This window comes from Marmoricola sp. URHA0025 HA25 (genome assembly GCF_054059435.1).
Window position 1 is genome coordinate 536,834 of the sequence record NZ_JBSSCD010000001.1, and the last position, 24,721, is coordinate 561,554.

Genomic DNA, 24,721 nt, shown 5'->3' on the forward strand with positions numbered 1-24,721 from the left:
GAGTGACGCGACCACACTCACTGACCGCCCGGGAATCAGCGGGAGCTACGAACTCTGATCCATCGTGTCAATCTTCAACACCGTAATCGGCAGTTCGGCCTTATCCGTCTCTTTCGGCTTGGCTTCGAGTACGTCGTCATGGAAGGAATCGGGATCTTCGTCGGGAGTCATGCCCTCGAAGATGCGGTCGAGCCAGCGGCCTTCGCGCGACCCTGGCACGAGTAGGTGGGGGCTGATGAAGACGCTCCGCTGCGTCGACGACAATTTCCCGTAGCGCTCGCGCACCATGAGTCGAGCAGCCTCGGCACCCTGCTCCTTGGCCAGAATGTCGACGGTGACGTCGACGGCGTGCATATCAACAGCCGGAATATTTCCCCAGTCATCGGGCGTCGCGTTACATCCGATGATGCGCATCCTGCGGCGGAGGTGAACACGTTCCGTCAATGTCAGAAGATGTAGAGCGAGGGCATTCTCGTCGTCCGCGCAGTAGATGGCTACGAGCCCCTCGGCCTTCTCTACGAGATCGAGTGTTTCCTGGCAGCGTTCTGGCGTAGGCATCCAGTTGTCGATCGGCTGCAGAGTCATCCGCTCCTGCAGCCCTGCGCGCACCACCGAGTACACGATCTGGCGACTCCGCTCTTCACCTGCCCAACTGCCGTCTGGCCCGATCCAGAGGATGCAAGTCCGTGCCGCATCCGCTTGTAGCCAGGGCTCGAGCCAATCGCCGATCAGCGTCCCAGTTTCCTGATAGCGAGCAGACACAAATCGTGGCGGCTCGAGACCCACCCGTCGGTAGATCGTGTTCGGGGGCTTGGCGTCGAGCGCTACCACCATGGCGCGCGACTTCACGACAGTTGCTATGGCGTGCCAGAGCTCCTCGCGGTCGGCGCCAGGGATGATGATGATGCCGTCGACATCGTCGATGATCGCTGCTTCGAGCTCACGGATCTGCCAAGCGACAGATCCCTTTCCGTCGACAGCCTCGGGCTGTTTGACCTCAACCAACCATTGTCGCTTGTCGGCATTGAAGACCTCGACGGCGCCAGCGGCAACACCTTGACCGTATTGATGGCGCCGAAAATCCAGGAACAACACATGTCGGGGCCTTGACGCGCGGCTCCGCAGTTCCATGCCGACCGGAAGTACCAAGCACAGCAGGAGGCCAGCGATTGCCAAGTTGATACCGAGTTCTACGCCCGAGACGGCTAGCACGATGACCGACATTAGACAGGTAAAGATCGCTCCGGCCAACACCAAGCTGAGGGGCATCGCAAACTCAGATATTCGACTGCGCGCCATTACGAGGCCCCTCTTCAGATCGCCGATCGATCGCCAATCGCCTGTTCCGAGACATCGTGCATCACGGATGACCGACCCGGGCTGGATTCCACATAGCTGCCCAAGGCAACCTTGGTGGGGACAACCCCCGTCACTAGGAACACACACAATCGAGCGGAGCCCGAGAAGTGGGACCCACAGGACTGCGCCGAACGTGATTCATTGAGCAGCCGGGCTGGGACTGGTCCTCCATGGCACGGGCACCGCTGTCGCGGAGCGACGTAGCGATCTCAGCCTCATCAGTTGCTCTCAGACGCGGGATCTCGACGAAGCACTGGACCGGCGCCTTCCGCTGACAACTGCGGCCGAAGACGGGCGCGTGGACCTGAGCGACATCGGTCGTCGGGCACGGCACCTTCTGGCCTCGACAAGTGGATCCGAGAAGGTTCCGCGGTCCTCCACGGCAGTCGCGGCGGTACGACGCACCTCAGCGATGGTCAACTGTGGCTAATAGTGAAGGGATGCTTCGGAGACTCGGCTTCGAGCCTGGTCTTCTACGCCTGAGCCCTCTTCCACTCTGCCGAGCGACTGCCCTTGTGGCGCAGACCGGCCAGTCTGGCGGGGAACCACCACTTGACGGCTCGACCAACGGCGGTTCTGCGACACCAGCAATCCGGGTCGCAGCCGCACTCGCGATTGCGCGGATTGTGGACGCGCTGAAGGACACTTCGTGTCACGCCTCCGACCCTACGCTTCGTCGGGTCACGTCGTTCGGGCTGAGATCCAGGCCGGGTGACTCCGCGGTTCCTGGGCGCGGGCGATACGGCGCTTCATGCAGGGCACCTGAAGCGGCGGTGTGACGCACTTCCACGCTCACCCGACACCAGCGCTTGGGTACTCCATAGGTCCACATGGCCGACGGCCGGTTCCTTGCCACCGTCGGTCTAGACCCGTGGCTCCCGTTGGTGCGACCTCGAGTTGAGGTGCGCCTTTCGGCGTAGCGTGCGCTCGGCAGGAAGAGACACCGACGGAGCGTGTCCGCTTGCAGCGGGATGGGGGCACGTGGGTGCGCGCTGGTTCGGGTTCTTGCAATGCGGGCGCTGTCGGCGTCGGCCGTCGGGCAGGTCGGCTGCGACGGGGCTGGGTGGTGGTGGCCGCGCTGGCCACCGCGCTGGGCGGCAGCGTGGCCGGACTTCCATCGGCGACTGCAGCAGCCGGCAACGCCCCGGTGGTCACGTTCACCACGCCATCGGTCACCGGGTTCACGGTGACGCTCAGCTACTCGATCAACCGTGATCCGCAGCAGATCGCCAAGGTGACCTGCACCCTCACGTCGGCCGCCAGCGCGACCGGTGCGAGCTGCGGCAGCCGTGCAGGCTCGACGAAGAAGTCGACGACCTACCAGGTCACGCTGACGAATCTGGATGCCGCCCGCTGGAACTACACGGTCTCGGCGAGCACCACCGATGGAAAGAAGGGGAGCGCCGCAACCGGCTTCACCGTCAACCCTGTTTCAGCACACTGCACGGTGACCGGCTACAGCGTCGCCTACGACGCCCACGCGCACATCGCGACCGGGTCCTGCGCCGGCATCGGCGGCTCCGTGCTGCCGGCGGCCGACCTCCACCTGGCCGGCACCAGCCACACCGGCGCCGGCGGCTACTCCGACACCTGGTCGTTCACCGATCCGGCCGGCAACTACACCAACCCCGGCGGCAGCGTCACCGACACGATCACCCCGGCCACCGCGGCCTGTGCGGTGAGCGCGTACAGCCTCACCTATGACGCCACCCCGCACATCGCGACCGGGTCCTGCACCGACGTCGACGGCACCGTGCTGCCGGCGGCTGACCTGGACCTGGCCGGCACCAGCCACACCGGCGCCGGCAGCTACTCCGACACCTGGTCGTTCACCGACCCGACCGGCAACTACACCAACCCCGGCGGCACCCTGACCGACGCGATCACCCACGCCGCCGCGAACTGCACCGTGACCGGCTACAGCCTCACCTACGACGCCACCCCGCACACCGCGACCGGGTCCTGCACCGGCGTCGACGGCACGACGCTGCCCGCAGCAGACCTCGACCTCAGCGGCACGGGGCACACCGGGGCCGGCGCCCACACGGACGCCTGGTCGTTCACCGACCCGGACGGCAACTACGCCAGCCCCGGCGGCACCCTCACCGACACCATCAGCCCCGCGACGACGGACTGCACGGTAACCGGCTACAACCTCGCCAGCGACAGCACCGCACACACCGCCACTGGGTCCTGCACCGGCATCGGGGGGGTAGACCTGAGCTCGGATCTCGACCTCAACGGCACCACCCACACCGAGATCGGCGAGTACACCGACTCCTGGACGTTCACCGACCCGGACGGCAACTACGCCAACCCGGGCGGCACCGTGACCGACACGATCACGCCGAGCGGGACGACCGTCGACTTCACGAAACCGGGCACGTACTACCTGACCGTGCCGGCTGGGGAGACGATCACCCTGAACCTGGCTGGCGCCGGAGGCGGGGGCGGCGGCACGAATACCTCCGTCCAGGCTCGACCGGTGTCTGCCGGCGACGGTGGCACCGGCAGTGCGGTCACCGTCACCGTCACCAACACCCGCGCCGACGCGACGACGTTCACGCTGTGGGTCGCCGCTGGTGGCGGCGCTGGGGACGCGGGGGTGGTCCCTGGCGTCGGCGGCGATGGCTTCGGGCGGGGTGGCCAGGGCGGCAGCAGCTTCGGTGGAGCGGCCGGCGGCGGAGGAGGCGGATCTACCGCGCTCGTCGACTCGGACGGAAACGTGATCGTCGAGGCCGGCGGCGGTGGCGGCGGTGGCGGTGAGGCGGCCCACCTCCGAGCTGTTGCGACGTTCGGCACCGGCGGGCAGGGAGCCACGCAGGACTCCGGCGACACTGCGAGCACCGCAACCGGAGACACCGCCAGCAGCGGTACGAACGGCAACTTCGGGTGCGTCGGCGGCGATGGCCTAGGTTGTGGTGGCTCCGGCGGCGCCACCTACATCGGATCGGTATCGGTCGCCGACGGAGGTGCGATCACCAACACGCCCGGCCTTCTCGATGGCGGCATTGATGGCTGGTACGGACGCGGCGGGTGGGGCGGGAACGGACGCGACGAGACTGGTTTGTTCGTCGGCAACTGCGGTGGTGGCGGCGCCGGCGCGGCCGGCGGTGGCGCCGGAACAATGACCGAAGTTATCTCGAACGCCGGCTGGGGCGGCGGCGGCGGAGCCGGCTCGAACTACACCAACGGCACGCCCACCTTCCCGACCACCATCGGCGCCGCGACGCTGCCGTCGAACGGCGGCGCCGGAACAACCGGCAACGGCCTCACCCGTGGCACCGACGGCGGATCGGGCTCGGCCATGGTCACGACCACCAACTCAGGCGGCTTCACCTGGCACAACTGAGACCCGCCCCGAACACACACGCCAGCGAGCCCCGCGGTGAGGGCGAGCAGCAGTCGAGGAGCCAGGTACAGCTGGTCGCCGCCGGAATGTCGTCGGCGTGTCGTCATCCAACCCGGCGGCCCGGCCAAGCACTTCACGTCAGTGGTGAAGCGCAACCCGGGAGAATTTGGCCCCGCGACTGCCAAGCCATCTCGCGGCGGAAGGACGCACGCTGCATGAGCGCCCCGTTCGCGGCGGAGTGACGCACCTCTTCGAACGCACGGATCGCGGCTAGATCAGTGCGTTTCAGCGATCGAGCGTCGCTGCATGGTCATGCGATCGCGCCGCTTGCGCATTGACCGCCGGTCAAGTCCCCCGGGACATGAGAACAATCCTCGACTCGTGCCCTCGTCAGTGGTCTACGGGGCTTCGTTCCGATCGCGGATGGGCTCCTGCAACAAGTCGATCATGCTCGGTCGTGGACCAGCGCCAGGCGTTGAGCTGCAGGTCGCTATCCAAGTGGTGCGTCGTCGTCTCGGCGATGAGTTCCGCGCGCCCGCGGAGTCTGAACTGTCGGCCGGCGTAACCTCGCCACCGGTGCCCGGGGTCCGCGGACTGCCGCTCACCCCCGACGACTTCCTGCGCTGACAGAGGGATCCGGGAGTTCGGCGTTCGGTGACCCGAGGCCCGGCGACACGGGGTCCGGCGGCCCGGGGTCCTGTGGCCCGGGGTCCTGTGGCGCCGGATACCGCACGGCTGCGGGAAAGCAGCGCAGCAGTGCGGCGAGCCGCGAGGTGTCGCCCGCCACCTCGGTGTCTGCCCGCTCGACGACGTCATGCAGCGCCGCACCAGCGAACACCAGATCGCGCAACGTCGCCGCCTCCGGCACGGTCAGCCACGCATCTGGTTCGGCGTGCTCACCGCGGTCCAACTCGAGGCGCCCGCCCGCAACGGTGATCCGGAACCGATCGCCCGCGACGTCCAGCTGGCAGCGCAGCGACAGCTCACCCGCCAGTGCCGGATCGAAGGTGGCGCGCAGGGCGAACAGGAGCGCGTCGACGCTCAGTTCCGCCGCGCCGTCCTCGGGCAGCGGTGCGCGGCTGCCCCACTGGGCGAGCGCGCGGAGCACGGGCTCCAGTTCCTGCCCGCGCTCGGTGAGTTCGTACACGGCGGCGGGCGCAGGCGGTCCCAGGCGCCTTCGCCGCACCAGGCCGTCGGCTTCGAGCTCGCGCAACCGCTGCGCGAGGACGTTCTGGCTCATCTGCGGCAGCCCGCGGTGCAGGTCGGAGTAGCGCTTCGGGCCGAAGACCAGCTCCCGCACGACGAGCAACGCCCACCGCTCGCCGACCGCGTTCAGCGCTCGCGCGATGCCGCAGGGGTCGTCGAACAGCCGCTTCTTGCTCATGCACCCCAGTGTACGTTGACAACAGGAGTGAATGCTCCTAGTTTAGGAGTATCGGCAACGTGACCTCCGCCACCGGCACCTCGGCTACACACGGCACAGCGACAATCCTGCTCGACATGCTCCGACGGTGACGACCACGCATCGAGAAATGGAGAGAAGTAGTGCACGAGATGACACTTCGTGTGACGTCCGCCGACGGTACGAAGATCGCCTACGACCGGAAAGGCACCGGCCCGGCGGTGATCCTCGTCGGCGGCACCCTAGACGACGGCGCTGAGAACGCGCCGCTCGCCCGGCTCCTTGCCGACCATTTCACGGTCTACAATTACGCACGACGCGGCCGGGGCGCCAGCGGCAATGCACCGCCGTACGCCTTGGCGCGGGAGGTTGAAGACCTCGACGCGCTGATTGCGACAGCCGGCGGCTCAGCTCACGTGTACGGCGCCTCATCTGGCGGCGCCCTCGCGCTGGAGGCAGCAGCGGCAGGTTCGGCGATCGACAAGATCGCGGTGTGGGATGTGCCGTACGTGATCGGGGACGACCAGTGGCCGAGGTTCAATCAGTACCTCGCGGACACCCACGAGGCATACAAAGCCGGGCGGGACGAGGAGCTCCTGGAACTGTTCATGAGGCTTACCGGCGGACCCGACGCGGACATCGCGGCTGGCAAACAGCACCCGATGTGGGCCTCGTCCGTCGCGCTCGCCCACACGCTCGTCAAGGACGCCGTGATCCTCAATGACTACAAGATCCCCACGAACCGACTTGCCCGCATCACTCAGTCGGTACTGGTGACCACCGAGGGTCCGATCACCGAGCCCCAGATGGCGGGCCTCCCGACCGACTTCTTCGACCGCGCCGCGAAAGCGATAGCCGCTGCCACCCCCCAGACCGAACGACACACGCTCGACGGGCAGGGACACGTCGTCGCCCCCGAACTCATGGCCCGTGTATTGAAGACGTTCTTCAACCGGTAACCCGTCGACTGATCAGGTCGCGACCGTGGGTCGCCTCGGAACGCAGGCCCATCGGCCACGTCAGCATCGGTCGGTGAGCGGCGACTCCTGAGTTCCGGAGTCTCGCCGCGTGTTGGCGCGAACGCGATCTGCAAGCCTGCGACCCCTTCCCCATGACGCGTGCGCCGATGACGCGGACCCAGCCGCGAGCTCGTCAACTGGGCAGCCAGCGCACGGGACTCAGCCCGGGAAGTCGTCAACGACGCCAGCAGCGAACTAAGCCTGCGTGCAGAAAGGCGCCTCCCGGGAGATCAAGCCGCTCTCGCCCCAGGCCGACGTGGGTACGGCGATTGACCGTCCCACAAGCCCCGCCCGGTGAAGATCCCGGTTCCGGGCCCCCAAGTGGGACAGCGTTGGAAGGCAGTCGCCTAGCGGCTGGCGACCCGCGCCAGTGGGTGAGTGATATCGATCCCGTTCGGCGAATGTCATGCACGGTGGCGAACGTCCTCAATTCGGCAGATCCGTGCACTTTGGCGGCGGTATGACGCATCTACGCACGTGCGCCGGAGGCAGCCGTTGCCGACTCGCTGAGCTGAATTGTGGCCACGGCCAGATTGGGTCGCGGCGTGGATCTGCAGCGACGCATCCTCGAACGTCGGGGAGAGTTCCTGCTCTTCGCACTGACACCGCCCCGGGAGGCGACGTCCGCGGTGAGGGCTCAAGAGATCGCCGACATCACCGCCAAGCGACGTCAGGAGCTGGAGTTGGACGGTCTCGTGCTCTACGACATCGACGACGAGAGCGACCGCAACGCCGAGGAACGCCCGTTCCCTTTCCTGCCCACGATGGACCCGGCCGACTATCTGTCCCGGCACCTTCAGGGCTGGGATCTCCCGACAGTGGTCTACCGGGCGGTGGGGAAACATCGCGGCAGTGAGCTCCGATCATGGCTTGGCGCCCAGGAGCCTGGCCGTGTCCTGACCGTCTTCGTCGGAGCCGCCTCGCGCACGAAGCCGGTCGAGACGTCGTTGCGACGGGCCCACGAGGTGCGGGCCGAAGCGGCACCGGACCTGTTGCTCGGTGGCGTCGCCATCCCCGAGCGTCATGCCCGCACCGGCGAGGAGCACCTGCGGATGCTCGCCAAGCAGGCTGCCGGATGCTCCTTCTTCGTCACCCAGGTGGTGTGCGACGTCAACGCGGCCAAGAACCTCGTCTCGGACTACCTCCACGAATGCGTTCGTCGAGGCCTCGATCCGGTGCCGATCGTCTTCACCTTCTCCGTGTCGGTCGACGAAGACTCTGGAATTCCTCCAGTGGCTCGGCGTGGACGGGTCGCGCTGGATCCAGAACGAGCTCCGGTACGCCGTTGACACCCTCGAGGCTTCCTTCGACCAGGCGTTGGCGACGGCCCGCGAGCTGATGACCTACTGCCGGCGGCTCGACGTCCCGTTCGGAGTCAACGTCGAGAGCGTTTCCAACCGCCGCAGTGAAATCGAGTCGTCCGTGAGTCTCGCCGCCCACCTCCAGGGCGAACTGCATCGCTCGCGTTGAAGGCGTTGAGGCGGTGTGACCCGTACACCAGTCCATGGCCGAGTCGCGGGACTGGTTCACGTGCGGTGGTTCGGACCCGGTGAATTCCCAGCGTGCGTCTGTAAACCGAATGGCCCTTGCGGGCTCTGATCCTGTTGTGGATGTGGTGAACTGCCCAAGAGAGTGGGCGCCGATGGGTGAGCCTGACGTTCTGCAGGCCGGTGACCGAGTTGCCGCGGTCTCCGAGCTCTTCGTTGCCCATCATCGCCGGCTCATCGGGCTTGCTGCGCTGTTGGTCGATGACCGCGGTGGCGCGGAGGAGGTCGTGCAGGAGGCGTTCTTGACCCTCCATCGCCGGTGGCGCCTGCTGCGGGATCCCACAGCATGCGTCGCCTATCTGAACACATGCGTGGTCAACGGCAGCCGCAGAAGGCTTCGCCAACGCCGCCGACTCGCTGTACTGGTTCCCCGCATGGCTGCGCCCTCGGACGTTCTCGACTCGGCCGAGCAGCAGGTCGTCGATCGAGAGCAGCTGGGTCGGGTCAGGCGCGAGATCGGTGAGCTTTCCCGGCGACAGCGCGAGGTCCTCGTCCTGCGGTACTACCTGGACCAGTCCGAAGCCGAGATCGCCGACACCCTGGGCATCTCGTGCGGCTCGGTGAAGTCCCATGCGAGTCGTGGGCTGGCCACGCTCGCCCTACGACTGAAGGTCGAGCCATGAACACACCGGAACTCGAGCGCCTCGTGACTGCCGCGCTCCAGGCAGACGCGGAGGACGCCATGAACCGAATCAACACCACAGAAAAGCTCCAATCATTCATCGAGGCCAGTTCCCGCGACGCCCGGAGGCGACGTCGCGTACAGGCAGCAGCCGCGCTGGCCACTGTTGCCGCGGCGGCGGTCGCCGCCGTCGTGGTCTCCTGGCCCGGCCGCGACGCCCACACGGCGCCTCCGGTGACAAACACCCAGCAGGTCACCGAGGCCGAGCAGGTCGCCGGAGACTTCCTCGAGGCGCTGGCAGCCTTCGACCGAGACGGAGCCGCGACCTACGTCGCCGACGGGGCGCAACTCACCATGGGTAACGTCATGGGCGACGACACTGTTGGGGACGCGTGGACGCTCCGGAACCGCTGGGACGAGGCGACCGGCTGGAAGGTGACGGACATCGCGGGATGCCATGAGTCCAGTGTCCGGCTTCCCGACATCGACGTGCGCTGTGTGTTCACTGCGCACCAGCTCGGCTCGGACCAGTTGGGCAGGGGACCCTTCGGCGACAACGTCCTTGCGCTCACTGTGCGTGACCGCGTGATCGTGGACGCCACTTTGACCACGGCGCACAACACCAATGGGTTCTCGGACACCATGTGGGACCCGTTCTGGATATGGATGGAAGTAGCCCACCCGAACGACGAGCAGCTGATGGCAGCCTTCGAGAACCCCGCCGCGACACCTGCCCGAGTGACCCGGTCCCTCAATCTCTGGCAGCAGCGCATCCAGCAGTACGTCGGCGCAGTGCAGGCCGGCCTGACGCAGTAAGCACGCCCATCGTTCAACCCCAACAACAGCGCAGAGCGGCGCCCCGCAGCAGATCGTTGCGATCCGGCGTCGGACTCGCGGAAGGAGATCCCAATGAACGCCCAACTCCGGAAGGCTGTGACACTTGCGGCCGCAGCCGCCCTGGCAACTATCGGTGCAGGCTCGTTCTCGCCCGCATCCGCGGCGCCCGACGCCCCAGTCGGGCAGTGCCCGCCCGGCTTCACGCTCACCGACGCCAGCTTTGGCCCAGCAACGATGGCCCTCGACATCTCGCAAACCGGAAATGCCGACGGCTGGATCTGTCGCAAGGTATTCACACACGGACCGAACGCCGGCATCGCGAACATCGTTGACAACGACATCCCGCTCAACGTCACCTTCCACTAGCTAGACGGTATGGATTGACCGCTCGGGGCATCTGAATGGTTGCGGGCCGGGGCCACACTCACACATGTTCGTGGGCTACCGAGCAGGGGCTGTCTGCTCGCCCTATCTCCGACAGTTGTGGAGGCCCCGGTGTTCCTCGAGCGTACGAGTGTCGGCTCGGTGTGCACGCACGATCTGTTGCCCCGGCGGCGATCGATGGCGTCACGGGCGAGTCTGCGCACAGCGCGCCGTTGGCGTGAGCAGTCGCGCCCTTGCGCGGCGGAGTGACGCGCGGCGATGAGCCCGCCCAGCTTCATACCGGACTCACACAGCCGACCTGAAACAATGCCCGGGTGCGCTTGCGGATCGACCTCGCCTATGACGGAGCCGGGTTCCATGGCTGGGCGCGCCAGGACGGTCTGCGGACGGCGCAGGGAGACCTCGAGGAGGCGCTCGACACCGTGCTGCGCACCTCGGGCAGTCGGCTGACCGTGGCTGGACGGACGGACACCGGCGTGCACGCGCGCGGACAGGTCGCTCACGTCGATCTCGAGGCCCAGCTGCTCGAGGCCGCCATCAGCCGAGGTGCCGACACGGCAGAGGAGGCTCTGCTGCGGCGGCTGAACGGGGTGCTCGACACCGACGTACGGGTCCACCGGGTCTCGGCGGCTCCGGCTGGGTTCGATGCGCGGTTCAGCGCTGTGTGGCGGCGGTACTGCTACCGGATCGCCGACGCACCTCAGGCGGTCGATCCGCTGCGGCGTGGACATGTGCTCGCGTGGGCCCGTCCGCTCGACCTCGGCCGGATGAACGAGGCTTCGGCACTACTCCTCGGTGAGCAGGACTTCGCGTCGTTCTGCAAGCGGCGCGAGGGCGCCACCACGATCAGGTCGCTGCTCGACCTGTCCTGGGACCGGGTGCACGGCGTGGTCGAGGCCACGGTGCGGGCCGACGCGTTCTGCCACAACATGGTCCGTTCGCTGGTCGGCTGCCTGATCGCCGTGGGCGACGGTCGCCGGGGGACTGAGTGGCCCGCCCACGTGCTGGCACGCAGGGAGCGCGACCCCGCGGTGACGGTCGCGCACGCCCACGGCCTCACGCTCGAGGAGGTCGGCTACCCGCCGGACGACGAGCTGGCGGCCCGGGCTGAGGCGTCGCGCACGTTGCGTACTCTCCCGGGTTGAGCCGGGTCTCGACTGATCGCTCGCAAGCTCGCTGCTCGACCACCATCAGGTCAGCGTCGGGCGAGGTGGCTGTGCACCAGCGACACGACAGCGGCGCCCTCACCGGAGGCAGCGGCCACCCGCTTCATCGAGGCGCTGCGGACGTCTCCGGCGGCGAAGATGCCGGGTACGGCGGTCTCCAGGTTGGCGGGCGGCGTGCCGGCCGGCCACAGCCGCTTGGGGATGTCGCGGCCGGTGACCACGAAGCCGCGCTCGTCGCGACAGATCGAGTCGGGCAGCCAGTCGCAGTGCGGGTCGGCGCCGAGGAGCAGGAAGAGCCCGGCGACCTCGCGCCGGGTTTCCACACCGGTGTTCAGATCGCGCAGCGTGACCCACTGCAGCCGGCTGTCGCCGCCGCCGTCGACGACCGTGGTGCAGGGCTGCACCTGGATCACGTCGTTGTAGCGGATCTCGCGGATCAGGTAGTCCGACATGGTCTCGGCCAGGTCGCGGCGGCGTACGACGATCGTGACCGACCGGGCGAACCGGGCGAGGTGGATCGCTGCCTGCCCGGAGGAGTTGCCGCCGCCCACGACCACGACGTCGTAGCCCTCGACCTCGCGGGCGGCGCTCACGGCGGCGCCGTAGTGGACGCCGTGGCCGACGAGGTCCTCGAGCGCGGGTACGCCGAGCCGGCGGTAGGTGACGCCGGTGGAGACGACCACCGCGCGGGCGCGCACGTCGCCGCCCTCGGTGCGCAGCAGGTGCGGCTCGTCGAGGTCGGCGCCGGCCTCGAGGCCGACGACCGGCCAGCCGGTGAAGAACCTGGTGCCGAACCTGAGCGCCTGGTTGCGCGCCCGCTGCGCGAGCCGCATCCCGGAGATCCCGCGGGGAAAGCCGAGGTAGTTGCGGATCATCGAGCTGGTGCCGGCCTGGCCGCCGATCGCCTCCGACTCGATGACGACCGTCGACAGGCCCTCCGACGAGCCGTAGACCGCCGCGGCGAGGCCGGCCGGACCCGCACCGACCACAGCGAGGTCGACGACCTTCTCGACGTCGATGTCGGCCGGCGTGCCGTAGATCATCGAGGCGACGTCGCGCACGGAGGTCACCGGCACCGGCGGCCGCCCCATCCGGGTGAAGATCGGGTAGTCGCGCGGGCCGTCGTACCCCTCGAGGAGGTGCCGGCCCTTCTCGGAGTCGGGGGTGACCAGCCGGCTCGGCATCCCCATCCGATCGAGATAGTCACTGATGGAGTAGGTGAGCACCGTCGGCTCCGGCGCGACGATCTGCGCGGCCGAGACCTCGGGAGCGGCCACCGTGGATCCCCAGTCCGAGAGCAGCTCGGTGATCGCGGTGTGGAACTCCTCGTCGCGCACGCCGCGCGGCATCAGGAGGTAGGCGTCGTACTTGCCGGTGGCCAGCCCCGGGCGCAGCGGGTCGGCGTCGAGCATGAAGCGGCCCCAGTGCGCCGCCACGACCCGGCGCGCGGTCGGCACGATGCTGCGCCACTCCGCGATCGCCGGGAACATCTCGCTGTCGGGGAGCTGGGACTCGCTGACCAGCAGAGCGACCGGATGGCCCGCGGCCCGCGTGGCCCGGAGCACCTCGGAGGCCTCCGCGGCCGAGGCGGTGCAGCGGATCTCGTAGTCGCGCGCGTAGCGACCGAACTCGTCGCGCATCACGTCCTCGTGCTCGGGGACGACGAGCAGGATCATCGGCTGGCGCGTGGCGGGCTCACTCACGCGCCCAGCCTAGGTCCGGGGGCCGAACTCGACGGATGGATATTTCGGCGTACCGGCAGGATGGGCGCATGGCCGAGGAGCACTACTTCACCGCCGACCCGCAGGCAGCCTTCAACCGGGTCCCGGTCAGCGCCAACGTGTGGGGGCACTGGCTCGAGCTGACCTCCGGCTCGGGCGTCTTCGCGCAGGGTCGCCTCGACATCGGCACCGGCGTGCTGCTGCGCGAGCAGCCCGCACCGGAGGCTGCCCGGACCGTTCTCGACCTCGGGTGCGGGTACGGCGTCATCGGGCTGGCCATCGCCGTCGCCGTCCCCGAGTGCACCGTGACCGCGATCGACGTGAACGAGCGTGCGGTGCTCCTGGCCAACGAGAACGCAGAGGCGCTCGGCCTCGGCGACCGTTTCACGGCGTGCCTGCCCGGCGAGGTCGACCCGGCGGCCACGTACGACGAGATCTGGTCGAACCCGCCGATCAGGATCGGCAAGGACGCCCTCCACCAGCTGCTGCTCGACTGGCTGCCGCGGCTGGTGCCGGAGGGGCGCGCGCGTCTCGTCGTGGGGAAGAACCTGGGCGCCGACTCCCTCACCGAGTGGCTGACCGAGCAGGGCTACCCCACGGCCAGGGTCGCCAGCGCCAAGGGCTTCCGGGTGCTGGAGTCGCGCCGCGGCTAGGCGCTCTCGCGGATCCGCAGGGCCTGCAACGGGCACGCCTTGACCGCCCGGCGGGCGAGGTCGTCGAGCTGGCGCGGGACCGCCGGGTCGAGCTCACCGGTGCGGGACAGTGGGAAGCCCCACTCGTCGGAGACGAGCAGCTCGGGCAGCAGCTCGGCGCACGAGCCGTGCCCGTCGCACCGGGTCCAGTCCACGTGCAGGCGCTTCATCGGTGGTCCTTGTCGCAGTAGCCACGGAGGTGCTGGTCGACGTGCGCGTCGAACACGCGCAGGGTGCTCGCGACGAAGCGCACGGTGCCGTCGGGGTGCTTGCAGGCGCCCCGGCCGGCGACCAGCGCGTTGAGCCGCTCGAGCTGCACGACCAGCCGCGGTTCGGCACCGGGGCGGGCGATCCGGCTCAGCGTCTCGGCCATGTGGGGCAGGCCGTTCAGGCACGGACCGCACTGCCGGGCGCTCTGGCCGGCCAGGTACGCCGTGACGCGGGCGGCCATCGCCAGCGGGCAGGTGTCGGTGTCGAGCAGGTGCACGATGCCGGCGCCGGGTGTCGCGCCGAACGGCTTGAGCCCCGGGACGCTCAGCGCAGTGTCCAGGGCCGAGCCGGGGATCCAGGCCCCGTGGTAACCGCCGACGAGCACGGCCTGCACTCGCCCGGGGTCGCCCCCGCCGCGGCGGACGACCTCCGCCAGCGACACGCCCCGGGCGGCCTCGAGCACACCGGCCGAGGGAAGCAGCGCCGGCGTGCTGGCCGACAGCGTGATCAGGAACGTCCCCGGGTCGTCCGGCAGGCCCTCGCCGCGGAACCAGGCGGCGCCGTGGCGGGTGACCAGGGAGAGCTGCGCGAGGGTCTCGGCGTTGAGCACCAGGGTCGGGCGTCCGTCGACGCCCTTGCGGAACACCGGAGTGGTCGGATCGGTCGGCAATGGTCCGTGCCCGTTGAGCTGGTTGACCAGGGCGGTCTCCTGGCCGGCCACGAAGGTGTCCTCGAGCCGGCGTACCTCGATGCCGCGGCGCGCCGCCGGCACCGGCACGGTGCCGCCCACGGCCAGGATGGTGCGGCTCGCCTTGAGGGCGCGCGAGAGGACCTCGAGGCCGTCGAGCACCAGGCCGGGGGAGTGCTGCAGCAGCACGGCGTCCTTGTGGCTGAGCGGCTCGCCCTCCATGGCGTTGCCGACGACCACCGGGCGGCGGCCGTCCAGGGCAGCGAGCTTCCGGGCAGTCGGGAAGCCGGCGCCACCGCGGCCGGTGAGACCGGCCTCGGCCAGCAGGTCCGCGAGCGTCTGGGCGTCCATCCGCGGGAGCGGCCCGGCCGGCTGGTCGGCGAGGAGCCGCTGATCTCCGCGCGGAGGTGCGAGCGCCGTGGTCACGGTCATCGGGCGACCTGCCTGGGCAGGCGGATCCGGTGGCGGTTGAGGAACGCGGGCGACGTACGCCAGGTGACGGCGGTGACGACGGCGCCGACGCAGGCCAGGGCGACGGCGTCGAGCCAGAGGGTCGCGGCGTCCGTGCCGGTGCCGAGGGAGTGCACGAGGGCGACCGGCCACAGCGCGTACGCCGCCCAGTGCACTGCCTTGAACACCCGCGGGCCGACCCTGTCGCGGAGCAGGCTGACGATGGTGATCACCCCGAGCAGGTCGAGCGCCAGGGTGCCGAGGCCCAGCCACAGCGGCCGGTAGCTGCCGAGGAAGGGGAACACGAGGTCGACCACGCGCAGCTGTGCGTAGGGGTCGAAGAGCAGGCTTCCGACGTGCACGGCCACCAGGCCGACGCCGGTGAGCGCGGCCGTCCGGTGCAGCTCGTTGAGGCCGAACCGGCCGAGGCCCAGGGCGTCGCGACCGGAGCGCGTCACGATGCCCAGGACGAGCGACACGGTGAAGGCCACCAGCGCCGCGACGCCGGCCCCGCGGCCGAGGTCCCAGAGCGCCGAGGTCAGGGTCGCGCTCATGCCGCCGCCTCCCGTGGCCAGAGGTTCAGCGTCGCGACCTCTCCGTTGTGCGACACGAGGCGCGCCGGCAGGCCGGCGTCGCGGAGCCAGGCGGTGGCGTCGTTGCCCTTGACGAGGGCGGCGGTCGCGATGGTGTTCGCGCGCGCACAGGTCGGCGCGACGACCGTCACCGTCCGCCACCGCCCGCTCGCTGGCCGGGCGGTCACCGGGTCGACGAGGTGGTGCATCGGCACGCCGTCGCGCACCCACGTGCGCCGCGCGGTGCTCGAGGTCGCGACGGCAGCTCCGTCTGCGAGGGTGATCTGCTGGGGGAGGTCGGTGGGGAGGTCCTGGATCGTGATCTGCCAGCCGCCCTCGGGTCCCGGACCGGCGGTGGCGATGTCGCCGCCCAGGCTGACCAGGACACCGGTGCCGAGCGTCTCGGCGACCTCTGCCGCACATCGATCGGCGGCGACCGCCTTGGCGGTGGCCCCGAGGTCGAGCTGGGTGCCGGTGGGCATCCAGAGCCGCTCGTCCTCGAGCCGCAGGCTGCGCCATCCGGCAGGACGCCGGACCACCTGTACGACGGGCCGGCCGCCGGCGCGCACCTCGCTGATGTCGCGGTCGTAGCCCAGGTCGACGAGGGTGCCGCCGATCGTCGGGTCGACGGCGCCATCGGTCTGGCGCGCGGCCTCGAGCGCCGCCGCGAGCAGGTCGGCGAGCGCGGGGCTCAGGTCGCTCCAGCCGTCGGCGTCGCGGGCGAGCGTGAGCAGCTCACTGTCGGGGCGGAACCTGCTGCACGCCCGGTCGACGTCGGCGAGCACGTCGTCGACGATCGCCGACGCCGCGGGCAGCAGCTCGGGTGCGGTGACGACGAGGCGGCAGGCCGTGCTCCACTGCTCCCAGTCGCGGCTGTGGGACATCACGAGCCCGAGCTGGTCGCGTGGCTGGAGCTGCTGCTCTTGCTCGAGCTCGCCAGGGAGGTCGAGCTCTTCGACGTGTTGGTCGTGCCGTTCGTCGTGCCCTGGTTCGAGCTCGACGAGGCGGAGCCGGTGGAGGTGTTCGTCGTACTCGTCGTGCCGTTGTTGCCGGACGACTGGGCGGTCGCCACAACTGAGCCGGCACCGAGCGCGACAGCGGTGCCGAGAGCACCGGCAGCGCCGAGCGCGATGACGCCGTTGCGGGCCGCTCGGGTCCGCCGGATCTGCTGGTCGCGTCGTGTGGTCATGACAACGAGCATCCGGCAGGAATCTGTGTGATTCCTTGGTGCCGGCCCAGCGCCACCCACGGGACCGGGAGGAGGATGATCGGGTCATGAGCAAGCTCGTGTACGACTTCTCCGAGGGTGACAAGGACCAGAAGGACCTGCTGGGCGGCAAGGGGGCGAACCTTGCCGAGATGACCCGGCTGGGGCTGCCGGTGCCACCCGGGTTCGTCATCAGCACGGACGCCTGCCGCGAGTACCTCGTCGCGCACGAGGTGCCGGTGCGGCTGGACGCGGAGATCACCGACCACTTGGCGACCCTCGAGTACGCGATGGGCAAGCGCCTGGGCCAGAGCGACGACCCGCTGCTGGTGGCCGTGCGCTCGGGAGCCAAGTTCTCGATGCCCGGGATGATGGAGACGGTCCTCAACGTCGGGCTCAACGACGAGTCGGTGCTCGGGCTGGCGTCGACCTCGGGCAACGACCGGTTCGCCTGGGACTCCTACCGCAGGCTGCTGCAGATGTTCGGCGCGACCGTGCTCGGCATCGAGGCCGCCGTGTTCCACGACGCGCTGGACGCGCTCAAGACCGAGCGTGGCGTGCGGGCCGACACCGAGCTCACGGCCGACGACATGCAGGGCCTCGTGGCGACGTACCAGGAACTGACCGAGAAGCACGCCGGACGGCCGTTCCCGCAGGACCCCCGCGAGCAGCTCGACCTCGCCGTCAACGCGGTCTTCGACTCCTGGAACACCGACCGGGCGCGCCTCTACCGCCGCCAGGAGCGGATCCCCGACGACCTCGGCACCGCGGTCACCGTCATCGCCATGGTCTTCGGCAACCGCGGCGAGCACTCCGGCACCGGCGTCGCGTTCACCCGCAACCCGTCGACCGGCGCGCAGGGCGTCTACGGCGACTACCTGGAGAACGCCCAGGGCGAGGACGTGGTCGCCGGCATCCGCAACACGCTGCCGCTGGCCGACCTCGAGCAGATCGACAAGACGTCGTACGACGAGCTGATGCGGATCATGGACGTGCTCGAGAAGCACTACCGCGACATGTGCGACATCGAGTTCACCATCGAGGGCGGCAAGCTCTGGATGCTGCAGACCCGGGTCGGCAAGCGCACCCCCGAGGCGGCGTTCCGGATCGCGCAGCACATGGTGTCCGAGCGGATGATCGACGAGGACGAGGCGCTGCAGCGCGTCACGGGTGCACAGCTCGCGCAGCTGATGTTCCCGAGGTTCGACGAGACCGCGGAGACCGAGCTGCTCGCCACCGGCATGGGCGCCTCGCCGGGAGCGGCGGTCGGCAAGGTCGTCTTCGACTCCGCGACGGCCGTCGAGTGGGCCGCGCGTGGCGAGGACGTGATCCTGGTGCGCAGCGAGACCAACCCCGACGACCTGCACGGCATGGTCGCCGCCCAGGGCATCCTCACCAGCCGCGGCGGCAAGACCTCGCACGCCGCGGTGGTCGCCCGTGGCATGGGTCGCACCTGCGTGTGCGGGGCCGAGGCGCTCGAGGTCGACGCGGCCGGCCGCAAGTTCACCGTCCGCGACGGCATCACGGTCAACGAGGGTGACGTCATCTCGATCGACGGCACCACCGGCGAGGTGCTGCTCGGGGCAGTGCCGGTCAGCGACTCGCTCGTCGTGCGCCACTTCGAGGGCGACACCCCGGCCGAGTCCGACGACCTCGTGGCCGCGGTTGCCCAGGTGATGGCGCGCGCCGACGCGGGCCGCCGGCTCCGCGTGCGGGCGAACGCCGACACGGCGGAGGACGCCGCCAGGGCACGCCGGTTCGGCGCCGAGGGCATCGGGCTGTGCCGGACCGAGCACATGTTCCTCGGCGAGCGCCGTCAGCTGGTCGAGGACCTGATCGTCGCCGACTCCACCGAGGCACAGGAGGCGGCGCTCGCCGAGCTGCTGCCGATGCAGCGCCAGGACTTCGTCGAGATCCTGGAGGCGATGGACGGCCTGCCGGTGACGATCCGGCTGATCGACCCGCCGCTGCACGAGTTCCTCCCCGACCTGACCGAGCTCTCGGTCAAGGTCGCCCGGCAGCAGGACGCCGGCAAGGTCGACGAGCGTGACCGGGTGTTGCTCGAGCACGTGCGCCGGCTGCACGAGCAGAACCCGATGCTCGGCCTGCGTGGCGTCCGGCTCGGCATCCTGATCCCGGGGCTGTTCGAGATGCAGGCCCGGGCGATCCTCGAGGCGGCGGCCGACCGCAAGGACGCGGGCGGTGACCCGCAGCCGGAGATCATGATCCCGCTGGTCGCGAGCGTCCGCGAGTTCGACGTCGTACGCCGCCACATCGAGGCCGTCGCTGCCGAGGTGATCGCCGAGCGCGGTGACGTGGCCTACAAGCTCGGCACGATGATCGAGCTCCCGCGGGCCGCGATCCTCGCCGACCGGATCGCGCGCTCGGCCGAGTTCTTCTCGTTCGGCACCAACGACCTCACCCAGATGACCTGGGGATTCTCACGGGACGACGTCGAGGCGTCGTTCTTCTCGCCGTACCTGGAGAACGGGATCTTCGACGTCTCGCCGTTCGAGTCGCTGGACACTCTCGGGGTCGGCGAGTTCGTCAAGATCGGGACCACGAAGGGCCGATCGACGAAGCCCGACCTGCACGTCGGGGTGTGCGGCGAGCACGGCGGCGACCCGCACTCGATCCACTTCTTCCACGGTGTCGGGCTCGACTACGTCTCCTGCTCGCCGTTCCGGGTCCCCGTGGCCCGGCTCGAGGCGGGCCGAGCCGCGCTCGAGAAGGGCTGACAGCCGCGAGCGATCGCGTCCGCAGCGACCGCGAGGTCCTCGACCCCCCGGGCCAGTTCGGCCGGCCGGTCGGTGGTGAGGTCGAGGTGGAAGCCGTAGAGCGCTGAGTCGACGAGCGTGACGACCCGCGCCACCCGACGGCGCGGCGCGCCGCTGCGCACGAAGTACTCCCGCAGCGCGCCCGCCCAGGCCTCGTTGGTCGCGCGCGCGTCGCTCAGGTAGGGCTCACGACCGATCAGCCCGGTGGCGGCTGCCTGGCAGTAGACGTCGAGGTGGCTCGACAGCGGCTCGGCGCGGTACGCCGCCCACAGCCGGCTCACCCCGGAGCGGACGGTGGGCGCACCGGGGAGCCCGTTGACCTCGTGGACGGCTCGCTCGGTCGCTCGCGCGACCACGGCCGAGACGAGTGCGTCCCGGCTGGTGAAGTGGTAGATCAGCATCCGGTCGCTGGTGCCGACCGCGGCGGCGACGGGGCGCAGCGAGAGGCCGATCAGGCCGTGGCTCAGCACGTGGTCGGTCACCTTGTCGAGCAGCTCCTCGCGGTGACTCACGGCCATGCGGCCAAACGTAGCATCTGCTACATTTGGCGACATCTGTAGCGACTGCTACATACCGAAGGAGATGGTCACTGTGCTAGCCCCGGCCCTGTTGCTGGTCGCGATCGCTGCGGAGGTCGGCGCGACTGCGCTGCTCCCGCGAGCGGCGGGGTTCACCGACCCGTGGTGGAGCGTGGTGGTCGTCGGCGGCTACGCGCTCTCGGTCTGGCTGCTCGCCGTCGTGGTGCGCGCCATCCCGGTGAGCGTCGCCTACGCCGTTTGGGCCGGAGTCGGCACCGCCGCGGTCGCCGTCATCGGGACCGTGTGGCTGGGCGAGCCGATGGGCTGGCTCAAGGCGACGTCGGTCGCGCTGATCGTCCTCGGAGTCGTCGGCCTCAACCTCGTCGGCGGCCACGGCTAAACCCGGTGCACGCGCGCCGGCGAACAAGGACAATCGCCTCCTGTGGGTCACGTGGACGTCGCCGGAGTGCGCTACGAGCTGCCCGACGGCCGGGTGCTGCTCGACGACGTGTCGTTCCGGGTCGGTGACGGGGCCAAGGTCGCCCTCGTCGGCGCGAACGGCGCCGGCAAGACCACGCTGATGCGCATCGTCACCGGCGAGCTGGCAGCGCACGCAGGTGCGGTGACCAGGTCCGGTGGGCTCGGCGTGATGCGACAGGCAGTCGGCCAGGGCCTCGGCGAGGACCCCGATGTGGCCGACCTGCTGCTCTCGGTGGCGCCGCCGCGTGTCCGCGAGGCCGCCGCCGAGGTCGACCGTCTCGAGCGACAGCTCATGGAGGCCGACGACGAGGCCACCCAGATGCGCTATGCGAGTGCTCTCGCAGAGTTCGGCGACGCCGGCGGCTACGACATCGAGGTCGTCTGGGACACCTGCTGCACGACGGCGCTGGGCGTCGGGTTCGACCGGGCGAAGTACCGCGCGCTGAGCACGCTCTCCGGTGGCGAGCAGAAGCGGCTGGTGCTGGAGTACCTGCTTTCCGGGCCCGACGAGGTGCTGCTGCTCGACGAGCCGGACAACTACCTGGACGTGCCCGGCAAGATCTGGCTCGAGCAGCGCATCCGCGACACCGCGAAGACGGTCCTGTTCATCAGCCACGACCGCGAGCTGCTGGCCAACACCGCAACCCGGATCATCACCGTCGAGCTCGGTGCTGCGGGCAACACGGCGTGGACGCACCCCGGCGGGTTCGCGTCGTACCACGAGGCCCGGAGGGACCGCTTCGCCCGCTTCGAGGAGCTGCGCCGGCGCTGGGACGAGGAGCACGCCAAGCTCAAGGCGCTGGTGCTGCGCTACAAGATCAAGGCGGAGTACAATGACGGCCTCGCCGCGCAGTACAAGGCGGCCCAGACCCGGCTGCGCAAGTTCGAGGAGGCCGGCCCGCCGCAGGCGATCCCGCGCGAGCAGAAGGTGACGATGCGGCTCAAGGGCGGGCGCACCGGCAAGCGCGCCGTGGTGTGCGAGCGCCTGGAGCTCACCGGATTGATGCAGCCCTTCGACCTCGAGGTCTGGTACGGCGAGCGCGTGGCCGTGCTCGGCTCCAACGGGTCGGGCAAGTCGCACTTCCTGCGGCTGCTCGCAGCCGGGGGCTCCGATCCCGACGTGGAGCACCGACCCGTCGACGAGAGCGCCATCGCGGCCGTGCGCCACACCGGGAAGGCGAAGCTGGGTGCCCGCGTGCGTCCGGGCTGGTTCGTGCAGACCCACGAGCACCCGGAGCTGATCGGGCGGACGCTGCTGGACGTCCTCCACCGCGGCGACGGCTCGGCTCTCGGGCGCGCCGGGATGGGCCGCGAACAGGCGGCTCGGGTGCTCGACCGCTACGAGCTCGCGCATGCGTCGGAGCAGGTCTTCGAGTCCCTGTCGGGTGGCCAGCAGGCGCGCTTCCAGATCCTGATGCTGGAGCTCTCGGGTGCCACCCTGCTGCTCCTCGACGAGCCCACCGACAACCTCGACGTCGAGTCCGCCGAGGCGCTGGAGGAGGGCCTCGAGCAGTTCGAGGGCACCGTGCTCGCGGTGACCCATGACCGCTGGTTCGCCCGTGGCTTCGACCGGTTCGTCGTCCTGGGTGAGGACGGCTCGGTCTACGAGTCCGACGAGCCGGTCTGGGACGAGGGCCGGGTCCAGCGGGTCCGCTGAGGGCTGGATGCCGGGGGTTGAGCCTGTCGAAACCCTCGCCGGGTCTCGTCTGATCGCTCGCTGGCGCTCGCTGCTCGACCACCTGGGGTTGGGTTCGGTGGTTGGGTCTCTCGGAGCCTTCGCCGGGTCTCGTCTGGTCGCTCGCTGGCGCTCGCTGCTCGACCACCTGGGGTTGGGTTCGGTGGTTGGGTCTCTCGGAGCCTTCGCCGGGTCTCGTCTGGTCGCTCGCTGGCGCTCGCTGCTCGACCACCTGGGGTTGGGTTCGGTGGTTGGGTCTCTCGGAGCCCTCGCCGGGTCTCGTCTGGTCGCTCGCTGGCGCTCGCTGCTCGACCACCCAGTGGTTGGGTTCGGTGGTTGAGCCTGTCGAAACCCCGGTCCCCCGGTGGTTGAGCCTGTCGAAACCCCTCACCGCGGCGACGTCGTACGCCGGGAGCGAACGCACCTTGTGACGGCCGGCCGCAGCCACCAGCATCGGGGGATGAGACTCCTGGTGCTCGGCGGGACCCATCATGTCGGGCGGGCGATCGTCGAGGCGGGGTTGGCCCGGGGCGACGAGGTGACCACGCTGACCCGCGGCCTGAGCGGGCGCGCGACCGCCGGTGTCGATGCGCGGCACGCCGACCGCAGGGATCGGGCCGCTGTCGAGGCCGCTCTCGGCAACGACACCTGGGACGCCGTGGTCGACACGTGGTCCTTCGAGCCGCGGGTGGTGCGCGACTCGGCGCGCGTGCTCGACGGCAAGGTGCCGCACTACACCTACATCTCGAGCCGCTCGGTCTACACCTGGCCGATCGAGCCCGGTGCGGACGAGTCCGCCCCCGTCGTCGACGCAGACCCGGACAGCAGTGACGCCGACGACTACGCCGCGGCCAAGAGGGGAGCGGAGCTCGCGCTCCTGCGCGACTTCGGGGGAGACGTCGTGCTCGCCCGGGCCGGCCTCGTGCTCGGGCCGTACGAGGTGGTGGGCCGGCTGCCCTGGTGGCTCAACCGCATCGCGGCTGGCGGCCGCGTGCCGGCGCCCGGTCCAAAGGACCGGCCGCTGCAGTACATCGACGGGCGCGACCTCGCGGACTGGTCGCTGCACGTCGGTCGCGCCGGCATTGCCGGCGCCTTCAACACGGTGAGCAGGCCGGGCCACACCACGATCGCTGAGCTCCTCGAGCGCTGCGTGGCGGTCACCGGCTCCGACGCCGAGCTCGTCTGGCGCGACCCCGAGGAGGTCGCGACCGCCGAGGTGCAGGGCTGGACGGACTTCCCGATCTGGGTGCCGCCGACCGGTGAGCTCGCCGGCCTCCACGACTGCGACGTCTCCGCGGCGCACGACGCCGGCCTGCGCTGCCGGCCGGTTGACGAGACCGTCGCCGACACCTGGGCGTGGCTGCAGCGGGAGGGTACGCCGACCCCGCCGACCAACCGCGCCGGCGAGATCGGGCTCAGTGCCGAGCAGGAGCAGCGGCTCCTGGCCGGCGCGTAGGGCGAGCTGCTCAGCCGGCGGAGACGATCCGCACGTGCTCGCAGCCCACCAGCAGCACGTGCGGGTGGGCCTGGTTGAAGATCACGGTGTCGACGCCTGCGCCGCAGTTGACCGTCATTGCGTCGGGGTACGCCACCACGATCTTGTCGTTGCCACGGCCGCCGAAGATCACGTCGCGGAAGTTGGCGAAGATCGTGTCGTCGCCGCCGCCCCCGCGCAGTGCGTCGACCGTGTTGCCGTGGTCGTCGACGAGCGTGTCCCTGCCGCCCTGTCCCCAGAGCCGGTCGGATCCCTTGGCGCCGTTCAGCCGGTCGGGCCCGCGACCGCCGTACAGGTAGTCGTCGCCGTCACCGCCGTTCGCGCGGTCGGCACCGGCACCTGCGTTCACGGTGTCGTCACCGCCGAGCGCGTTGATCACGTCGGCGCCTGCGGTGCCGTTGAGGGTCTCGGCGACCGGCGTACCGGTCACGGTGTCGGCGTACGCCGGGAAGGCGAGCGCGACGGCAAGGGCGGTGGTGCTGAGCACGAGGAGTTTGCGCATGTCCGGCACGCTACTCGCGGGGCCGTGCCGTGTGTCACAGTTCGCA

At 69.8% G+C, this 24,721-nt stretch carries 22 protein-coding genes; 12 read left to right on the top strand and 10 right to left on the bottom strand.

What is annotated here, in order from left to right; translation table 11 throughout:
- Positions 1–45 precede the first annotated feature (45 nt).
- Complete coding sequence (locus ACVW00_RS02555) at positions 46–1,224, bottom strand: substrate-binding domain-containing protein (RefSeq protein WP_457109331.1); 1,179 nt, start codon at positions 1,222–1,224, stop codon at positions 46–48.
- 1,198 nt (positions 1,225–2,422) lie between these two features.
- On the opposite strand from ACVW00_RS02555, the gene ACVW00_RS02560 reads away from it, so the two are divergent.
- Positions 2,423–4,711 carry a hypothetical protein gene (locus tag ACVW00_RS02560; protein ID WP_457109332.1) on the top strand — a complete coding sequence of 763 codons (2,289 nt, stop codon included), beginning with the start codon at positions 2,423–2,425 and terminating at the stop codon, positions 4,709–4,711.
- 601 nt (positions 4,712–5,312) lie between these two features.
- Here the strand turns inward: ACVW00_RS02560 and ACVW00_RS02565 are convergent.
- Positions 5,313–6,095: a winged helix-turn-helix transcriptional regulator gene (locus ACVW00_RS02565; protein WP_457109333.1), complete on the bottom strand. Its 783-nt coding sequence runs from the start codon at positions 6,093–6,095 to the stop codon at positions 5,313–5,315.
- Positions 6,096–6,265: 170 nt separating this feature from the next.
- Between ACVW00_RS02565 and ACVW00_RS02570 the strand changes: the two genes are divergently transcribed.
- The 6 genes from ACVW00_RS02570 to truA all read left to right on the top strand — a co-directional run bounded on the left by ACVW00_RS02570 (position 6,266) and on the right by truA (position 11,667).
- Entirely contained in the window at positions 6,266–7,072 is an 807-nt protein-coding gene (locus ACVW00_RS02570) for an alpha/beta fold hydrolase (RefSeq protein WP_457109334.1), read from the top strand.
- A gap of 605 nt (positions 7,073–7,677) precedes the next feature.
- Positions 7,678–8,421: a 5,10-methylenetetrahydrofolate reductase gene (locus tag ACVW00_RS02575; protein ID WP_457109335.1), complete on the top strand. Its 744-nt coding sequence runs from the start codon at positions 7,678–7,680 to the stop codon at positions 8,419–8,421.
- A gap of 317 nt (positions 8,422–8,738) precedes the next feature.
- Positions 8,739–9,302, top strand: coding sequence for an RNA polymerase sigma factor (locus ACVW00_RS02580; RefSeq protein ID WP_457109336.1), 564 nt, complete (start codon positions 8,739–8,741; stop codon positions 9,300–9,302).
- A gap of 23 nt (positions 9,303–9,325) precedes the next feature.
- Positions 9,326–10,117, top strand: a complete 792-nt coding sequence (locus ACVW00_RS02585; protein ID WP_457109337.1) for a hypothetical protein — start codon at positions 9,326–9,328, stop codon at positions 10,115–10,117.
- Positions 10,118–10,210: 93 nt separating this feature from the next.
- Positions 10,211–10,504: a hypothetical protein gene (locus ACVW00_RS02590; protein WP_457109338.1), complete on the top strand. Its 294-nt coding sequence runs from the start codon at positions 10,211–10,213 to the stop codon at positions 10,502–10,504.
- A gap of 332 nt (positions 10,505–10,836) precedes the next feature.
- A complete protein-coding gene (truA, locus tag ACVW00_RS02595; protein ID WP_457109339.1) occupies positions 10,837–11,667 on the top strand; it encodes a tRNA pseudouridine(38-40) synthase TruA in 831 nt (276 codons plus the stop codon).
- A 50-nt stretch (positions 11,668–11,717) separates the two neighbouring features.
- On the opposite strand, the gene ACVW00_RS02600 is transcribed toward truA, so the two are convergent.
- Positions 11,718–13,391 (bottom strand): FAD-dependent oxidoreductase, encoded by a 1,674-nt coding sequence (locus tag ACVW00_RS02600; protein ID WP_457109340.1) that lies wholly within the window; start codon positions 13,389–13,391, stop codon positions 11,718–11,720.
- Between the two features lie 68 nt (positions 13,392–13,459).
- On the opposite strand from ACVW00_RS02600, the gene ACVW00_RS02605 reads away from it, so the two are divergent.
- Positions 13,460–14,062 (top strand): class I SAM-dependent methyltransferase, encoded by a 603-nt coding sequence (locus tag ACVW00_RS02605; protein ID WP_457109341.1) that lies wholly within the window; start codon positions 13,460–13,462, stop codon positions 14,060–14,062.
- On the opposite strand, the gene ACVW00_RS02610 is transcribed toward ACVW00_RS02605, so the two are convergent.
- From ACVW00_RS02610 to ACVW00_RS02630, 5 genes are read right to left on the bottom strand one after another with little or no spacing between them, the layout of a single operon-like run.
- Positions 14,059–14,271: a ferredoxin gene (locus tag ACVW00_RS02610; protein ID WP_457109342.1), complete on the bottom strand. Its 213-nt coding sequence runs from the start codon at positions 14,269–14,271 to the stop codon at positions 14,059–14,061. The genes ACVW00_RS02605 and ACVW00_RS02610 overlap by 4 nt on opposite strands.
- Entirely contained in the window at positions 14,268–15,431 is a 1,164-nt protein-coding gene (locus ACVW00_RS02615) for an NADH-ubiquinone oxidoreductase-F iron-sulfur binding region domain-containing protein (protein ID WP_457109343.1), read from the bottom strand. The genes ACVW00_RS02610 and ACVW00_RS02615 overlap by 4 nt, the downstream gene beginning before the upstream one ends.
- Positions 15,428–16,003, bottom strand: coding sequence for a ferric reductase-like transmembrane domain-containing protein (locus ACVW00_RS02620; RefSeq protein ID WP_457109344.1), 576 nt, complete (start codon positions 16,001–16,003; stop codon positions 15,428–15,430). The genes ACVW00_RS02615 and ACVW00_RS02620 overlap by 4 nt, the downstream gene beginning before the upstream one ends.
- Complete coding sequence (locus ACVW00_RS02625) at positions 16,000–16,905, bottom strand: FAD:protein FMN transferase (RefSeq protein WP_457109345.1); 906 nt, start codon at positions 16,903–16,905, stop codon at positions 16,000–16,002. The genes ACVW00_RS02620 and ACVW00_RS02625 overlap by 4 nt, the downstream gene beginning before the upstream one ends.
- Positions 16,905–17,210, bottom strand: a complete 306-nt coding sequence (locus ACVW00_RS02630) for a hypothetical protein (protein WP_457109346.1) — start codon at positions 17,208–17,210, stop codon at positions 16,905–16,907. The genes ACVW00_RS02625 and ACVW00_RS02630 overlap by 1 nt, the downstream gene beginning before the upstream one ends.
- A gap of 86 nt (positions 17,211–17,296) precedes the next feature.
- Between ACVW00_RS02630 and ppdK the strand changes: the two genes are divergently transcribed.
- Complete coding sequence (ppdK, locus tag ACVW00_RS02635) at positions 17,297–19,966, top strand: pyruvate, phosphate dikinase (protein WP_457109347.1); 2,670 nt, start codon at positions 17,297–17,299, stop codon at positions 19,964–19,966.
- Here the strand turns inward: ppdK and ACVW00_RS02640 are convergent.
- Positions 19,891–20,523: a TetR/AcrR family transcriptional regulator gene (locus tag ACVW00_RS02640; protein ID WP_457109348.1), complete on the bottom strand. Its 633-nt coding sequence runs from the start codon at positions 20,521–20,523 to the stop codon at positions 19,891–19,893. The genes ppdK and ACVW00_RS02640 overlap by 76 nt on opposite strands.
- Before the next feature lie 64 nt (positions 20,524–20,587).
- Here ACVW00_RS02640 and ACVW00_RS02645 point away from each other — a divergent pair, with 64 nt between their 5' ends.
- The 3 genes from ACVW00_RS02645 to ACVW00_RS02655 all read left to right on the top strand — a co-directional run bounded on the left by ACVW00_RS02645 (position 20,588) and on the right by ACVW00_RS02655 (position 24,134).
- Complete coding sequence (locus ACVW00_RS02645; RefSeq protein ID WP_457109349.1) at positions 20,588–20,923, top strand: DMT family transporter; 336 nt, start codon at positions 20,588–20,590, stop codon at positions 20,921–20,923.
- Positions 20,924–20,965: 42 nt separating this feature from the next.
- A complete protein-coding gene (locus ACVW00_RS02650; protein ID WP_457109350.1) occupies positions 20,966–22,660 on the top strand; it encodes an ABC-F family ATP-binding cassette domain-containing protein in 1,695 nt (564 codons plus the stop codon).
- 478 nt (positions 22,661–23,138) lie between these two features.
- On the top strand, positions 23,139–24,134 hold the full coding sequence (locus tag ACVW00_RS02655) for an NAD-dependent epimerase/dehydratase family protein (protein ID WP_457109351.1): 996 nt from the start codon (positions 23,139–23,141) through the stop codon (positions 24,132–24,134).
- Between the two features lie 10 nt (positions 24,135–24,144).
- On the opposite strand, the gene ACVW00_RS02660 is transcribed toward ACVW00_RS02655, so the two are convergent.
- On the bottom strand, positions 24,145–24,675 hold the full coding sequence (locus tag ACVW00_RS02660) for a calcium-binding protein (protein ID WP_457109352.1): 531 nt from the start codon (positions 24,673–24,675) through the stop codon (positions 24,145–24,147).
- Positions 24,676–24,721 lie beyond the last annotated feature (46 nt).

Excerpts from the sequence above, each read along its gene's own strand:
- ACVW00_RS02555 (WP_457109331.1), bottom strand. The coding sequence starts at position 1,224 with ATGTCGGTCATCGTGCTAGCCGTCTCGGGCGTAGAACTCGGTATCAAC.
- ACVW00_RS02565 (WP_457109333.1), bottom strand. The coding sequence starts at position 6,095 with ATGAGCAAGAAGCGGCTGTTCGACGACCCCTGCGGCATCGCGCGAGCG.
- ACVW00_RS02570 (WP_457109334.1), top strand. The coding sequence starts at position 6,266 with ATGACACTTCGTGTGACGTCCGCCGACGGTACGAAGATCGCCTACGAC.
- ACVW00_RS02590 (WP_457109338.1), top strand. The coding sequence starts at position 10,211 with ATGAACGCCCAACTCCGGAAGGCTGTGACACTTGCGGCCGCAGCCGCC.
- ACVW00_RS02605 (WP_457109341.1), top strand. The coding sequence starts at position 13,460 with ATGGCCGAGGAGCACTACTTCACCGCCGACCCGCAGGCAGCCTTCAAC.
- ACVW00_RS02610 (WP_457109342.1), bottom strand. The coding sequence starts at position 14,271 with ATGAAGCGCCTGCACGTGGACTGGACCCGGTGCGACGGGCACGGCTCG.
- ACVW00_RS02615 (WP_457109343.1), bottom strand. The coding sequence starts at position 15,431 with ATGACCGTGACCACGGCGCTCGCACCTCCGCGCGGAGATCAGCGGCTC.
- ACVW00_RS02620 (WP_457109344.1), bottom strand. The coding sequence starts at position 16,003 with ATGAGCGCGACCCTGACCTCGGCGCTCTGGGACCTCGGCCGCGGGGCC.
- ACVW00_RS02625 (WP_457109345.1), bottom strand. The coding sequence starts at position 16,905 with ATGTCCCACAGCCGCGACTGGGAGCAGTGGAGCACGGCCTGCCGCCTC.
- ACVW00_RS02630 (WP_457109346.1), bottom strand. The coding sequence starts at position 17,210 with ATGACCACACGACGCGACCAGCAGATCCGGCGGACCCGAGCGGCCCGC.
- ppdK (WP_457109347.1), top strand. The coding sequence starts at position 17,297 with ATGAGCAAGCTCGTGTACGACTTCTCCGAGGGTGACAAGGACCAGAAG.
- ACVW00_RS02640 (WP_457109348.1), bottom strand. The coding sequence starts at position 20,523 with ATGGCCGTGAGTCACCGCGAGGAGCTGCTCGACAAGGTGACCGACCAC.
- ACVW00_RS02645 (WP_457109349.1), top strand. The coding sequence starts at position 20,588 with ATGGTCACTGTGCTAGCCCCGGCCCTGTTGCTGGTCGCGATCGCTGCG.
- ACVW00_RS02655 (WP_457109351.1), top strand. The coding sequence starts at position 23,139 with ATGAGACTCCTGGTGCTCGGCGGGACCCATCATGTCGGGCGGGCGATC.
- ACVW00_RS02660 (WP_457109352.1), bottom strand. The coding sequence starts at position 24,675 with ATGCGCAAACTCCTCGTGCTCAGCACCACCGCCCTTGCCGTCGCGCTC.